Source organism: Spirosoma soli (assembly GCF_042684525.1).
Lineage (GTDB): Bacteria > Bacteroidota > Bacteroidia > Cytophagales > Spirosomataceae > Spirosoma > Spirosoma soli.
Genome location: NZ_JBHULN010000010.1, coordinates 156,768 through 169,865, shown reverse-complemented (window position 1 = coordinate 169,865; position 13,098 = coordinate 156,768). Strand labels below are relative to the sequence as shown.

Sequence of the window (13,098 nt, the reverse complement as noted above, 5' to 3'; positions counted from 1 at the left end):
CACCAACATTTATTGTGGCAACAAACAAACCAGAAGCTATCGTCATTAATCCGGAGCAGCCATCTATTGATAAAGCTCTGGAAATAGTAAAAGGCAAATGGCGCTTATCCATCATTTTGTTGCTCGATCGTAATACGCTACGTTACGGCGAGCTTAGAGCTAAACTTCCCACCGTCAGCGAAAAAGTATTGTCAAGCGAGCTTAAAGCCCTGTTACTACTGGGCGTGCTGAATCGAAAGGTTTACGCAGAAGTACCGCCCCGAGTTGAGTACACTCTGAGCGAACGAGGACTGCTGGCCTTACCAGCGTTAATCCAACTAAAAGAGGTCGGAAGGATATTTCTTTAACCATCCGCCGGCATTGATAACCAGCTTATGAATTCAACCGTAAAATTCACAAATAAAGACCGCTCACAGTTTTTTTCGACTGTCCGAAAGCGGGTTGATGCCTACTTCGTAGATAATAACATTTCGGCCAATGCCAATGGAGCTATGTGGCGAAAAGCCATCTTCTTTCTTCTGGGTTATAGCCTGCTATACGGCTTAATCATATCGAATCAGTTCGGAGTATGGACCATGCTGGGTATGGCGTTGCTGCTTGGGTCATTTGCCGCTTTTATTGGCTTTAACGTATCACATGATGCTATGCATGGTGCATTTTCCAGCCAGAGTTGGGTAAACCGGTGGCTTGGTAATAGTTTTTATCTGCTGGGAGCCAGTCCTTATGTGTGGAAAATAACACATAACGTCGTTCACCATACGTACACAAATATTCCGGGCCACGACGAAGATATTGACGTTGCCCCTGGACTAATTCGCCTGGACCCAGCCGAAGAAAGTCATCCCTGGCAGCGGTATCAGCAGTTCTATGCGTTTCCGCTTTATGGCCTGGCGTCGCTGTCGTGGGTGTTGCGAAAGGATTACGTAAAGATTTTTAAGGAAAAGATTGGCCAGCATGACAATTCTACCCATGCAAAGCGCGAATACATTACCCTTTTTGCCACGAAACTGGCGTATTATGTCTTGTTTCTGGTAGTGCCTATGCTGGTGCTTGATCTGGCCTGGTGGCAGGTTCTGGTGGGATTTGTAGCGATGCATCTTATAGAAGGACTGATATTGGGGTTGGTTTTTCAGTTAGCCCACGTGGTAGAAGGGACGTCGTTTCCGGTGCCGGGTGACAACGGGACTATTGAAGAAGCCTGGGCCATTCACCAGATGCGGACGACGGCCAATTTTGCACCACGCAGTGCCATTGCTGCTTTCTTTTGTGGAGGACTAAATCGGCAGATTGAGCACCATCTGTTCCCCAAGGTTTGTCATATTCACTACCCAGCTATTACGTCTATCGTAAAACGCACGGCTGAGGAACATGGCTTGCCGTATCTTGAAAACGCTACTTTTTTCTCTGCGCTTCAGTCACATTACCGAATCCTGAAACAACTGGGAACAGCACCTGTGGCTTCTTCGCTATTAAAAAATCTTGTCCATCACCCAGTTGTCGAGGAGCCTACCCTTAACTAATATGTTTACTCATTATCCTTAAACCTTCCTCTCCTATGGCCTCCCAGAAAGATCTTGATTTCACGTATTCGACTATCGATAAAATTTTTCGGTTAAGCATGGGCGAGACCGGAGATTATAGTGGGGCGATGTATAATGGGGATTTTTCGATGACCCTGGAAGAAGCGCAGCGGCAAAAACACAAATTCATCGCCGATAGTCTGTTTATTGGTCCTGGATCAAAGGTACTTGATATGGGTTGCGGCTGGGGACCTTTTCTGACCTATGTAAAAAGCCGGGGAGCCGAAGGGCGGGGCGTTACGTTGTCGCAAGGACAAGCTGTTGCCTGCCGGAAAAACGGATTAGTCGTAGATGTAAAGGATTGCCGCACTGTTGTACCAGCAGACTATGGCATGTTCGATGCCATCAGTTGCATCGGTGGACTTGAACATTTCTGTTCAATTGAGCAATGGCAGGCGGGTCAGCAAGATGCTGTTTATGCCAACTTCTTTAAGACCTTGTCCGATCTGTTGCCAACAGGCGGTCGGTTTTATATGCAGACGATGGTGTTCAGTAAAAACATGCCGCCGTTCGAGGCAATTCGGCTGGACGCCGATCCCAGGTCGGATGCGTATTTCATGGCCCTGATGATTGCCCAGTTTCCGGGCTCCTGGTTACCCTATGGTGCAGAGCAGGTGATTCGGAATGCTGAACCACATTTTAAGCTCGTATCAAAAAGTAGCGGACGACTTGATTATATTGAAACGATTGGTCAATGGCGCAAGCGATTCCGGGCTTTCAATCTGGAGAAATATGCCACTTACGCATCGCTGTTACCCAAACTACTCACCAATCCGTCGTTTAGAGGCTTGATTGCTACGTTTCGCAAGAGCCCAAACCGGGTCTGTTTTCAACGGGAATTAATGGATCATTATCGGCTAGTTTTTGAAAAACAGTAGACTACATAATTAATTGACTATCTTACGCCAATGAAGACAATCAGAGAGTTAATCAGTTCGCTTGTATTTCGGGCGACGAACATTGGCGCCTATTTTGCTCCGCTGTTTCGCCCCATGGTAACGGAGGATAGTCGGCTACGGCCTATCCGTGTTAGACCCGATGTTAGTGAGGCCGACAAGCGGCAAATAGTGATCAGCCGTTCGTCATATAAAGGGCCTACAAGCTTATGAGTATGCCCCTGGATACACAACGCCAACCCCGGCTAAACCGCTTACACCAAATACTCGAGTCGGACGTATTTAGTCCCAACCGTTCCAGCCACGCCACGCCTAGTTACGAGCAGGCTTTTGCGGAAGTGATACAACTACTCGATGACGTACTTCGGCAGTCAGACGAGTCGGGCCATCGTATTGATTTTATCAACGAAGTGGGTGTACGCGGTAAAATTATGGATGTTACCTCGCTGGTAGGCAGTATGCGCCGGGCGATTCGGTTGCAAACGGGCGCTGTTGCTTCTTTTGAAGCTAATCAGTTCAATTGCTACTTCAATGCTGGAACTGGCTACTTCGCCAATGGTTCCTTCTTTGACGCCGACCACGACGATGAAGTTACGTTTTTTGTAAACGACGAGCGTATTTATCTAAATCGTCACATCAAACGAGCCCTGCAGGAAGCCGAGCTGGCCATAGTAAAAAGTTCGGCCCCTTCTACTAACCTATAAGTAGTAAGCACCACCGCCTACTGTTCTTCTACCGTTCCTACTCCTAATTCTGAAAACAAGGTTTGCCAGTATTGGGTAACAGCTGGATTATTCTCTTTAACCGACGCGTTGGGCTCAAAAGGTAAAATCAACGTAATCTCCGGGCTTCCCAGCGTATAACGTTTAAGCGGTTCGGCATCAGTTTTTGCCCATTCTTCAGCTTGAGCGTTATCTTTAGGCGGTTTCACCTGGAAGTCCCGGCGACCGGCGCCTTTTACGCTTTCGATCATGTCGCTCAGGTAATAAACTTTCACCGTTGCCCCCGACTCGTTGGCTTTGGCAATAACGGGTAAGCTGGCCCAGATGTCTGTTTCTTGGTTCGATGCTCCGGAATTTTGAGCAACCAACTGTTGCAATACGCGTTGCCGTATTTGGGCTTTCTCGCGACCGAGTGCCAGGCTAAACTCGGTTTCGGCGGCTTCGCGGTCGGTAGGGCTGGCTGCACTGACGTCTTCCATCTCTGTACGAGCCGTAACGTTTAAGGCGCGAGCTTTTGACGTGTTCTCATGAATGAAATAAACGTCCAGCCTATCGCCTTTCTGACGAATGTTCTGATCAACGATGTCCGCTATAGCCTGCTGGTATTTTTGGCCGACGAAGGCTTTGTTTACATTAACACTGCGGGTTTTGTCGATAAAGATGAGCGTGTAAGTTGGCTCGTCAGTTTGCGCAGGCTTCTCTTTTTCCGAGGAGCAGGAAAACAGATTATAACATAAACATGCGCAGAGGAGAACAAGGATAAAGGGAGCCCTGGCTCGTCGACTTCGCTCCTGCATGTTTCTCCGTGTATCTTTGTTTATCTCCTTGTATCTCTGTGGTATAATATACTTTATCATTGCTTCATCAGCTCTGTCCGTAACGTACTGTCGGCGGGAGCGTTATGGTTCCAGTAATCAGATTGAATGGTTTTCTTTAAAACGGCACGCGAGGTCAGAAGGTTATCGTTACTGTTATAGGTTTCTTCCCAACCAACAATTTTGTGAGGAAATTGACCCTCAAAGACGATAATTAAGGTCCGGTCATCGGTAGGGTATTGAACCGTGTACGACTTGAGGAATTTACCGGGATAGAGAACACCTTCGTAGTCGTCTAATTTTGTCTTAGCCAGGAGCGGTTCCAGGCGCTTATGTCGTAGCCGAGCCGCCATTGTACCCGGAATCATTTGGACATCGCCAACGGGTAGTTGAGCTGGATTAAGCCGAATTCGGTTCCAAAGCTCATCTTCCAGCATGGCTTTTCCAACCGTATATTCTTCCTCCGCTTCGTTTTCAAAGTAAGACTTGCCATCAATCTGGTAGCCATTATTGCGGTAGTTCAATTGCAGATAGCTATGCCCGCACCATTCTTGCCCCGACGTACTAACCTTCAGGGTGTTCGGAAACACCATATTGTTGATGGGTGTGAACACCGACGTAAATAGCGAGTAGTCGTAAACCCCTGTCACGAATTTCTTCGAGATATTTGTTTTCAAGATTGGTATCGACTTGTCGCGGCTGGCGGGTGTTTCCGACTTTACCTGTTTATCGGTCCGAAAATCTTCGGTGACGAAAACCAACACAGCCTCGCCGGGGTTAAGCGCGCCGTATTGAGCCTGTTCGAGTCGGTAACTATTTAATTCTGCTTTACCACTGAACCAGTAGCTGGCAAACTCAGGTGGAGTCGTGGCGGATGGCACAGGGGTAGCCGTAGGATTCTGAAAGACGGTTGCTTTCATGGCAAAGGCAAACACAACGGCGAGCGCTAAGACAATAAGCAAAAAGTTTTTAGTGATCGTCTGTTTCATGTCAGTAAGTTGGCCGAGTTAGCGCACTGTTGGTGTATCAGCTGTTACGTTGGGTGAGCTGTGAGGCTTGCTAAGCGGCTTGACGGACGTGTAGTTGTCTGGTCTAACGATGCAAAAGTCTGCTAGTTTCCCTTATCTTACAACTATTTACCAAACCGATGTTCCTACTCATGCCTGTACGATTACTTTACCTTTGTTTATTATTCACAGCGTATTGTCAATTCACAGCGGCTCAGGTCGAAAAGGCGCCCGCTCGCCACGAAGGAGATGGACCGTTTGGGCGGCTGATCATTCGAGGGGTTACACTCGTGAATAGCACGGGGGCACCGCCGGTCGGCCCTGTTGACATTGTAGTTGAGAGAAACCGAATTGCTCAAATTAAGCAAGTGGGCTATCCAGGTGTTCCTGTTGACCCGAAAAGCCGACCGCAGGCAAGACCTGGCGATAAAGAACTGAATTGTGAAGGCATGTACCTGATGCCTGGGTTTGTAGATATGCACGGGCACATTGGCGGGAAAGCCCAGGGCGCTAATGCTGAATACGTTTTTAAGCTTTGGTTAGGCCATGGTATAACAACCATCCGCGACCCATCGTGTAGTAATGGTTTGGATTGGGTGCTCGAACATCGGGCGAAAAGCGATCGGAACGAGATTACGGCTCCGCGTATCAAAGCGTATACCGTGTTTGGGCAGGGAGCCAAAGAGCCAATCAATACGCCCGAACAGGCCCGTGTTTGGGTGCAGCAAAATGCCAAGCGTGGTGCCGACGGTATTAAATTTTTCGGAGCTGAGCCGGCCGTTTTTCGGGCGGCTTTGGATGAGAATAAAAAGCTAGGATTGCGCTCAGCCTGCCACCATGCCCAGTTGGAGGTGGCAAGGATGAATGCACTGGCTACTGCTAAAGCCGGACTAACGAGCATGGAGCATTGGTATGGTTTACCCGAGAGCTTGTTTGAGGATAAAACAATACAGAACTATCCCGCTGATTACAATTACAACAACGAGCAGAACCGCTTTGAGGAAGCGGGGAACCTCTGGCAGCAGGCCGCAAAGCCAGGGACAGACCGCTGGAATAAAGTCATCGACGAACTCATCGCACTCGATTTCACTCTTGACCCAACCTTTAATATTTACGAGGCTAACCGCGAGTTGATGCTTGCCCGCCGGGCCGAATGGCATGATGATTATACTATGCCTAGTCTATGGCGTTTTTATGGCCCGAGCCGCATTTCGCACGGCTCGTACTGGCATTCGTGGGGAACCGAGCAGGAGGTCGCCTGGAAGAAAAACTATCAGCTTTGGATGGCTTTCGTTAATGAGTATAAAAACCGGGGTGGGCGCGTCACGACTGGCTCTGATTCGGGGTTTATCTATCAGCTGTACGGGTTCGCTTACATCCGTGAATTGGAGCTTCTGCGCGAGGCCGGTTTCCACCCGCTCGAAGTCATTCGTGCTGCTACGCTGAAAGGAGCCGAGGCCCTCGGAATGGCCGACCAGATTGGCTCGGTTGAGGTGGGTAAACTAGCCGACTTTGTCATTATAGATCAAAACCCGCTGGCCAACTTAAAGGTGCTGTATGGCACCGGAGCTATCCATCTAAATGATAAGAACGAGGTAGAGCGTGTTGGGGGTGTTACTTATACGGTGAAAGACGGTGTTGTTTACGACGCTAAAAAGCTACTCGCCGACGTCCGGAAGATGGTTGCTGATGCTAAGCAGAAAGAAAATTACGAGATTACTCAACCCGGCGTTGCCCCAAAGACAGGTAAGGTGTCAGGAGGAAAGCAATAATTTTTTATACGATTTACCCCCAACTCCTCTCTTTAACTGGAGGAGATTGGGGGTAAAAAACGTAAATACAAATCTGTATTTCTATATCGCTATTACCGGATCAGGGCTAACAGCAGTAAATGTGCATAAAGAAGCTACGTACTCTTTGCTACCGTCGGTAACCCACGAGTCCAGCTGAGCCGGGTCTTTCAGCTGCTGCCCTCTGAATCGAGGCACCTCTATATAGCCGCACTTAACATCAGATAGCGCCGACATGTCGCTCCACAGCTTCTCAATTTGGGCAACCGGATAAATATCTTCCTGGCCGTGACCCCAGCGGTATTTTACATCTTTGATGGTCACGTAGGTCGGAATTCTATGCGCAACGCTACGTACTGCTTTCGCCAGTTGGGCCTCATCGCCGGTTTGTAAATCGGCGCGAGTTAGTCCGAACAGTTGGAGTAATGGGTCAATCTGAATCCAGGTTGTGTTTGAGTTGTAGTAACTCAGATTTAGCTCGTCTTCTTCGCGGGGTTGCGCCAATCCTTCCAGTAAACGAATCGTACCATTTACCCGGGCCAATCCACCCCCTCTATCTTCGATGCGACGGGCCACGACTTCAAACGTGAGCACGTTTCCCGATTCAAGATGATGACCCAGGGCAACCGGATCGACATCGGCACCGAGCGTGTCGATGTTGTGGAGCATGATCGTTTCTATCTGCGGGTACTCAGCCAGTAGTTGAGCCAACGTGCCATTACGTAATAGGTTAGATACTTCGTACCAGTGACCCAGGGGCGAAAACCGTTGGGCGGCAATGTTGTCGACGTAGTCAGTGCCTTCACCTTTTGACTTAGCCCAGGCAATCATCGACTGACGGACCGCATCCCGAACTTTTTGTTTGTTTTCGTCGAGCGTTTCCTGCGGCATTTCTTCCCACATGAACCGTAAATCTCGTTCCATGGGAACAAACCGCTGTCCAATAGAGCGGCCCGGTGACAGAAGGGCTGGTCCTTGATAGCCAAAATTGTTTGTCTGCGCCAGCTTTTTTCGGATAGGCTCGTGGGTTAGGTAACTAGTTGCAACCAAGTGCGGAATGGCAGTGCCATAGGTCTCGGCTACTTTCCGGGTTTTGGCCAGATGAATTTCGAGGAAACTCCGGTGTACACCTTCTATTTCCACAAATGGATTAATAGCTTTAATGACACCGGCCCCTTTAGTCCAACGGCTCCCTACGCCCGCAGCCAGACTCATCACAGCAACTTTGCCCGTCCGAATCGCTTCCTCTCCAATCTCCGCCGAAGCAGTTAACGTTTCGAGTTGAGTAATCTCGTTTGGCTGAACGTCTTCGATGGTTGTTTCGGCTGGCAGTCGATTCCGCGACAATCCGATGCGCCCTTTCTGGATCTCCTCGCGAATCTCTTCGTGCTGGATGTAGTCGAACCCGTTTTCTTTTTTGATTCGGTCGGCCTTTTCGTTTTCGGCGCTTCGGTTGCCTTGTGAGGTTGGGTCCGATACCTTGAACAGATTACTGACTATGGTTCGCAGCAGCGGGTAGGCCAGGTTGTTCTGCTCACAATACGTAGTGAAGTAGTCAATTTCAGCCCGACGCACATACGGAATCGAGTTAGGGTCTTTTCGTACCAGCTCCGAAACGTGGATGCCGTAATACTGCTCTGGCATCAGTGCTTGGTTGCCTTCGTGCAGAGTTGCCCAGGTGCCTCTGGGGTTAATGCTCCAGTTGTACACGACCGGCTCCATAGCAAATGGTAACGAGTCGGATAGCTCCTTTTTGGTTTTGCCAAGGATATCCAGCACCTGCATTTTATAATCTTCGTAATGCGCTGGATTCACAAACATACCCATACCCCCGCCTGACATACCGCCAAGCATCAGGAAACCGTAGTAGTCGTCGCCGAACTGCTTTTTGGCTTTGGCAATGATTTGTTCAGTGAAATATGTAGAGGCCCAGGGAATGATCGTTTTGATTGGTCCTTCCCAGTTCCGGGCCGTATTGGCACCCAGTTGTTTGATATCGCCTTCTTTAATCGCGCCCAGGATATTGTCGAAGATCTGATTCGTTTGCTGGCGGGCGGCCCATTCCTTTTCGCCCCGGAGCAGGTACTTCTCCGTAACCATTTCCAGAATCGGACCCACGTTGGAGGCCATACCGCCGTGCATAAGCACCAGCGAGTTCATGATTTTCTCCTGAATATTGGGGTGAACCTCCTCTCCCTGCAAAACCCGATGCCGGGGTAAGAGGGTACCCCGGCTGATGCCGGATTCGGGATCGCCTTCCTGAGCAAACGTACCCTGAATCGCTTTAATACCTGGCCAGACGCCACCCGAGTCCTGCCAGCCACCGCCCGAACCGCCGATCCACTCGCCCAAGATGGCCCGCGAGGCCACTAGTCGCCGTTCGCTTTCGTTCAGGCCACCTTCTAAATTCTTGGTTTGGCCGGTCGCCCGCATGAGCAAACTGATGATGGAGCCTAGCAGGTTGGTGGAAACCGCAAACCGGGAGCCTTTGGGAATGTCGTTTACTTTGGTGACCAACTCAATCCCCATGCCGGGAGCCACAATACGGGCTAGAATCTCGGCTAAAGATTGATTTGTGCCTTCAAACGAGGGAGGAATCAGGCCAGAAGCAATGACCCCAGCCTTAACCAGACTCAGGTAATCATTACCAAAGTTAAACAGGTCGGCCAGGTCATGAACGTCTTTGGTGGTGTTGAGGTCAACACTGGTCAATCGTAACACCGGTTCCGAAATAACCCGTACGTAAGCCTGCAAAGGCGGCCGAATATCTTTGTCGCGACCGAAAACGCCGAGGTCAATAGAGATGTTAATGACCCGTGCTCCTTCTGGATAATCCATCCCCAGGAAAAAGATGTCCGACCAACCACTGTGGGTCAAGTCCATTCGCACCGACGTTTGCTCGTGCAGAATGGGGTAAAAAAGCGAGTTGTCTGACCGTTGCAACAACTTAGGATGAATGCGAATAGGGTGTTCAGACTGATGCCCAACGCGGAACATCCACTGATTGCCTTTGCTGGAACGAACACTCTTGCGAACCTGATCGGCCAGAATCTGGAAGGATAAATGGTGATAACTATCGGCTAAAGCGCTGAACAAAGTAGCGTTAGGCCCGTGTTTGTCCAGATCGTGTAAGAACGTGGCAATAGCTTGCTCAAACCGTCTGGCCAGTAAATCCTCAAAACCCGCGTAAGGAATTTTACCAATGGCTGGTATATCCTTGGCCTCCATCAGGAAAAAGCGGAACCCAGCGTATAAGAACAGAATTGCCCTAACTTTATCGTATAAATTCGGCGTGGACTTTCTAAACTCATCTAGTTCACGCAGTGACTTTAAAAGATTGTGGGTTGAGAGATTTCGGCTCAGCTCAAAAAAGGATCGGTTACGCGCAGCGGGATCAGCAGAAGTGATGGTTTCTATAAATACGTTCATAGTGTTCGGGGCTGTCTGGACTAAGCTGAAGCTCGGTCCGCCTATATTCGGTTAACGGCCAAGCTGGAACGGTCCGCCGTAGCGGCTTGGCTCAGACATTTACTGAACCAGCTGAGATTGCCGCGTATTCGCTTCGGCCAGGAGTTCAACCATTGATGTCAACGTTTCGTCGTGTGCTACACCGGCCAGACCCAGAGCCATTTGCGCCCGTAAGAGACCATGCCGGCCGCTTAAGTCATAGCGGTTTCCTTTTACTTCCAGCGCGAGGTATTTTTCAGTGTTGGCCAACCCCTGTAACGTAGGCGTCAGTGGCGTGTTGTTGCTTCCCTGAGCCAGGTGTTTCTGAAGGATTTCAAACACAGTAGGCGTTAATACGTGCATACCGAAAAAGCACAGGTAGTAGCCGACCCGCAGACCAGGTGTTTGTAGCTCAAGCTCGGCGACGCTTAACGATGGCTTTTCAATCAGCTTCTCGATTTGATACACCCCAGCCATATTGGGTACGTGTTTGCCGGTCAGGGTACCATATCGACCGATCTGATGCTCGATGGTGGGGTTAACGGCCGATACTGAACAGTTCTCCTGCGTAGCTAGCTCGATTAATTGAGAAGCACACCGTTTGCTGGTGAGGTTCGATACGTACAGGTAATCACCTAACAGCAGCAAGAAAGGCTCATTGTTTACAAAGTCTTTGGCGCAGTAAACGGCGTGGCCGTAGCCTAGTGGCTCTTTTTGTTCGGTAAACTGTACCCGACTAATGAGGTGGTCAATTTTTTCGGCTTCCTCTCGGGCCCAGTCAACGCTTTTGTAAGATTTAATCAGGTTATCGCGTAAAGACGTAAACGCATTAATGTACCGTTCACCGTCGCCGGGCGCACAAACAACGCAGATTTCCTCAATGCCACTCAGAAAAGCCTCTTCGGCGATGGCCTGAATGACGGGTTTGTGCAAGCCATCGATGTCAATAACCGGAAGCATAGCTTTCTGGATCGTGTCAGCTACCGGGTATAATCGTTCTCCGCGTGCGGCTGCGGTAATTACTGCTTTTCTTATTTTCATTTTTTCAGGGAGATTCAATTGCCGAAGATAACGGAGCATAATTGGTTTAACCAAACCGTTGAATCGTATGCGGCCAGATTACAGCGTTACGTTGATGATCTACTCTTTATCTTTTACTAGTCTATTCTGGATGAGTGCAGTTAATCTATCCATATAAAAAGTCCGGCCTAAGTAAGGGGCCGGACTTTCTAATGATTACTGTTTATTACTGTCGACTATTAGTCGCTGATCGCGGTTTGCAACCTCCCAGGCAGTGTAAAATACCAGTCGGGCGCTACGTTCGGCTAGTTTGAAATCTATCTTCTCAACGTCATCAGTCGGCTTATGGTAGTCGGCATGGAGGCCGTTGAAATAGAACACAATGGGAATTTTGTGCTTAGCGAAGTTGTAGTGGTCAGAGCGGTAATAAATCTTTTGCGGGTCCTGCGGATCATTGTACTTATAATCCAGATCCATCTTAATATACTTCTGGTTGGCATCTTCGCTGATTTTATGCAATTCTGACGAAAGCTTGTCCGAGCCAATCACATAGATGTAATTATCTGACTTGCCCTGATGCAAATCATCGACCCGGCCAACCATGTCAACGTTTAAGTCACAAACCGTATTGGCGAGCGGAAGCACAGGATCAATGTCAGCATAATATTCAGAACCTAACAAGCCTTTCTCTTCGCCGGTTACGGTCAGAAACAAAATTGACCGGCGTGGTCCCTGACCGGCCGCCTTAGCTCGGGCAAACGCCTGAGCAATCTCCAGTACAGATACTGTTCCCGATCCATCGTCGTTGGCGCCGTTGTTGATCTGACCATCGGGGCTAACGCCAATGTGGTCGTAGTGGGCCGAGATAATCATCACCTCGTCTTTTTTGTCGGTACCTTCAATAAAGCCTAATACGTTAGAGGACTCGGTTTTTTCGTCGATGCGCTCGGCTTTCACGCTTACCTTACCCGACAGAGTAGACGACGCAGGTTTGGGGGCTTCTGCCAGTTGACTTGCGATTTGCTTGATCTTGTCAGCGGTTGTGTTCAGCAACGTGGCCCCCGTTTCAGATGAAATCATGAAGACGCCTACTGAACCGATGTTCTCTGCTCCTGGCTTCAAGCCAAGCCGGTTGAACCGGGTCTGCAACGCTCCCCGTTCGGTCAGCAGCTGCCGAAACGCGTCGGCAGATTCCGCCGAGATAATGAAGACCTGAGCCGCTCCTTTTTCTTTGGCTAGCAATGATTTCGCCCGCCAGCCATTAGGGCCGCTCCACTTCGACGATCCGCCCGAGCTGCTGATGGCTTTCGGTTCGCCTTCCAGCATAACAACTGCTTTACCTTTCACGTCAACATTGGCGTAATCATCGTAGCTAGTATCACCGATGCCATAACCCACAAAAACGGTTTCGTAAGCGGTTTCTGTTGGAACACTTAGCAGTCCGTTGGTAATAAAATCTTTGAGGTACGTAAAGCGTTTACCGCCGGCGCTAACATAAAACTCACCCCAAGTTTTTTTATAGAGCGTAAATGGCTGTTGAAAACTGGTTTTACCATCAGCGGTTTTGACAATGGGCTTTAAACCATTAGCTGCGAATTGACTAACAATGTATTCAGCCGCTTTACGCTGACCAGGCGTACCGGTCTCGCGGCCCTGCATATCGTCAGCGGCTAAAATGCGGAGGTGTTTTTCGAGGTCGGCGGCTGTAATTGTTTCGGCAAACTTCTGTTGCGCGTGGCTCAGGAGTGGTAGGCTAATCAGGCTGGCCAGGCTGATTATTTTTGATACTCTCATTCAGTTTGTTTGTTGGGTATTTACTAT

The 13,098-nt window shown here is 49.3% G+C and carries 11 protein-coding genes; 6 read left to right on the top strand and 5 right to left on the bottom strand.

Annotated elements, in window-relative coordinates; genetic code table 11:
• Positions 1 to 14 precede the first annotated feature (14 nt).
• The 5 genes from ACFSUS_RS17310 to ACFSUS_RS17290 are packed head-to-tail and all read left to right on the top strand — an operon-like array spanning position 15 to position 3,180.
• A complete protein-coding gene (locus ACFSUS_RS17310) occupies positions 15 to 347 on the top strand; it encodes a winged helix-turn-helix transcriptional regulator (RefSeq protein WP_381524742.1) in 333 nt (110 codons plus the stop codon).
• A gap of 27 nt (positions 348 to 374) precedes the next feature.
• On the top strand, positions 375 to 1,520 hold the full coding sequence (locus ACFSUS_RS17305) for a fatty acid desaturase family protein (protein WP_381524738.1): 1,146 nt from the start codon (positions 375 to 377) through the stop codon (positions 1,518 to 1,520).
• Positions 1,521 to 1,555: 35 nt separating this feature from the next.
• On the top strand, positions 1,556 to 2,458 hold the full coding sequence (locus ACFSUS_RS17300) for a class I SAM-dependent methyltransferase (protein WP_381524735.1): 903 nt from the start codon (positions 1,556 to 1,558) through the stop codon (positions 2,456 to 2,458).
• A 30-nt stretch (positions 2,459 to 2,488) separates the two neighbouring features.
• Positions 2,489 to 2,689: a hypothetical protein gene (locus ACFSUS_RS17295; protein ID WP_381524734.1), complete on the top strand. Its 201-nt coding sequence runs from the start codon at positions 2,489 to 2,491 to the stop codon at positions 2,687 to 2,689.
• Positions 2,686 to 3,180 (top strand): hypothetical protein, encoded by a 495-nt coding sequence (locus tag ACFSUS_RS17290; protein WP_381524732.1) that lies wholly within the window; start codon positions 2,686 to 2,688, stop codon positions 3,178 to 3,180. Before ACFSUS_RS17295 ends, ACFSUS_RS17290 begins: the two co-directional genes overlap by 4 nt.
• Before the next feature lie 17 nt (positions 3,181 to 3,197).
• Here the strand turns inward: ACFSUS_RS17290 and ACFSUS_RS17285 are convergent, their stop codons facing one another.
• Together ACFSUS_RS17285 and ACFSUS_RS17280 are read right to left on the bottom strand one after the other, a co-directional pair.
• Positions 3,198 to 3,995 carry a hypothetical protein gene (locus ACFSUS_RS17285; protein WP_381524730.1) on the bottom strand — a complete coding sequence of 266 codons (798 nt, stop codon included), beginning with the start codon at positions 3,993 to 3,995 and terminating at the stop codon, positions 3,198 to 3,200.
• Between the two features lie 56 nt (positions 3,996 to 4,051).
• Positions 4,052 to 5,002, bottom strand: a complete 951-nt coding sequence (locus ACFSUS_RS17280) for a hypothetical protein (protein ID WP_381524728.1) — start codon at positions 5,000 to 5,002, stop codon at positions 4,052 to 4,054.
• A 170-nt stretch (positions 5,003 to 5,172) separates the two neighbouring features.
• Here ACFSUS_RS17280 and ACFSUS_RS17275 point away from each other — a divergent pair, with 170 nt between their 5' ends.
• Positions 5,173 to 6,792: an amidohydrolase family protein gene (locus tag ACFSUS_RS17275; RefSeq protein WP_381524726.1), complete on the top strand. Its 1,620-nt coding sequence runs from the start codon at positions 5,173 to 5,175 to the stop codon at positions 6,790 to 6,792.
• 81 nt (positions 6,793 to 6,873) lie between these two features.
• Here the strand turns inward: ACFSUS_RS17275 and ACFSUS_RS17270 are convergent, their stop codons facing one another.
• From ACFSUS_RS17270 to ACFSUS_RS17260, 3 genes are all read right to left on the bottom strand, one after another.
• Positions 6,874 to 10,239, bottom strand: a complete 3,366-nt coding sequence (locus ACFSUS_RS17270; protein ID WP_381524724.1) for a UTP--glucose-1-phosphate uridylyltransferase — start codon at positions 10,237 to 10,239, stop codon at positions 6,874 to 6,876.
• Between the two features lie 99 nt (positions 10,240 to 10,338).
• Positions 10,339 to 11,298 (bottom strand): UTP--glucose-1-phosphate uridylyltransferase, encoded by a 960-nt coding sequence (locus ACFSUS_RS17265; RefSeq protein ID WP_381524721.1) that lies wholly within the window; start codon positions 11,296 to 11,298, stop codon positions 10,339 to 10,341.
• 195 nt (positions 11,299 to 11,493) lie between these two features.
• Positions 11,494 to 13,071, bottom strand: a complete 1,578-nt coding sequence (locus tag ACFSUS_RS17260) for a M28 family peptidase (protein ID WP_381524719.1) — start codon at positions 13,069 to 13,071, stop codon at positions 11,494 to 11,496.
• Positions 13,072 to 13,098 lie beyond the last annotated feature (27 nt).

What these genes read in the sequence shown, in the direction of transcription:
- ACFSUS_RS17295 (WP_381524734.1), top strand. Translation starts at nt 2,489, where the DNA reads ATGAAGACAATCAGAGAGTTAATCAGTTCGCTTGTATTTCGGGCGACG.
- ACFSUS_RS17280 (WP_381524728.1), bottom strand. Translation starts at nt 5,002, where the DNA reads ATGAAACAGACGATCACTAAAAACTTTTTGCTTATTGTCTTAGCGCTC.
- ACFSUS_RS17265 (WP_381524721.1), bottom strand. Translation starts at nt 11,298, where the DNA reads ATGAAAATAAGAAAAGCAGTAATTACCGCAGCCGCACGCGGAGAACGA.
- ACFSUS_RS17285 (WP_381524730.1), bottom strand. Translation starts at nt 3,995, where the DNA reads ATGCAGGAGCGAAGTCGACGAGCCAGGGCTCCCTTTATCCTTGTTCTC.
- ACFSUS_RS17305 (WP_381524738.1), top strand. Translation starts at nt 375, where the DNA reads ATGAATTCAACCGTAAAATTCACAAATAAAGACCGCTCACAGTTTTTT.
- ACFSUS_RS17300 (WP_381524735.1), top strand. Translation starts at nt 1,556, where the DNA reads ATGGCCTCCCAGAAAGATCTTGATTTCACGTATTCGACTATCGATAAA.
- ACFSUS_RS17290 (WP_381524732.1), top strand. Translation starts at nt 2,686, where the DNA reads ATGAGTATGCCCCTGGATACACAACGCCAACCCCGGCTAAACCGCTTA.
- ACFSUS_RS17260 (WP_381524719.1), bottom strand. Translation starts at nt 13,071, where the DNA reads ATGAGAGTATCAAAAATAATCAGCCTGGCCAGCCTGATTAGCCTACCA.
- ACFSUS_RS17270 (WP_381524724.1), bottom strand. Translation starts at nt 10,239, where the DNA reads ATGAACGTATTTATAGAAACCATCACTTCTGCTGATCCCGCTGCGCGT.
- ACFSUS_RS17275 (WP_381524726.1), top strand. Translation starts at nt 5,173, where the DNA reads ATGCCTGTACGATTACTTTACCTTTGTTTATTATTCACAGCGTATTGT.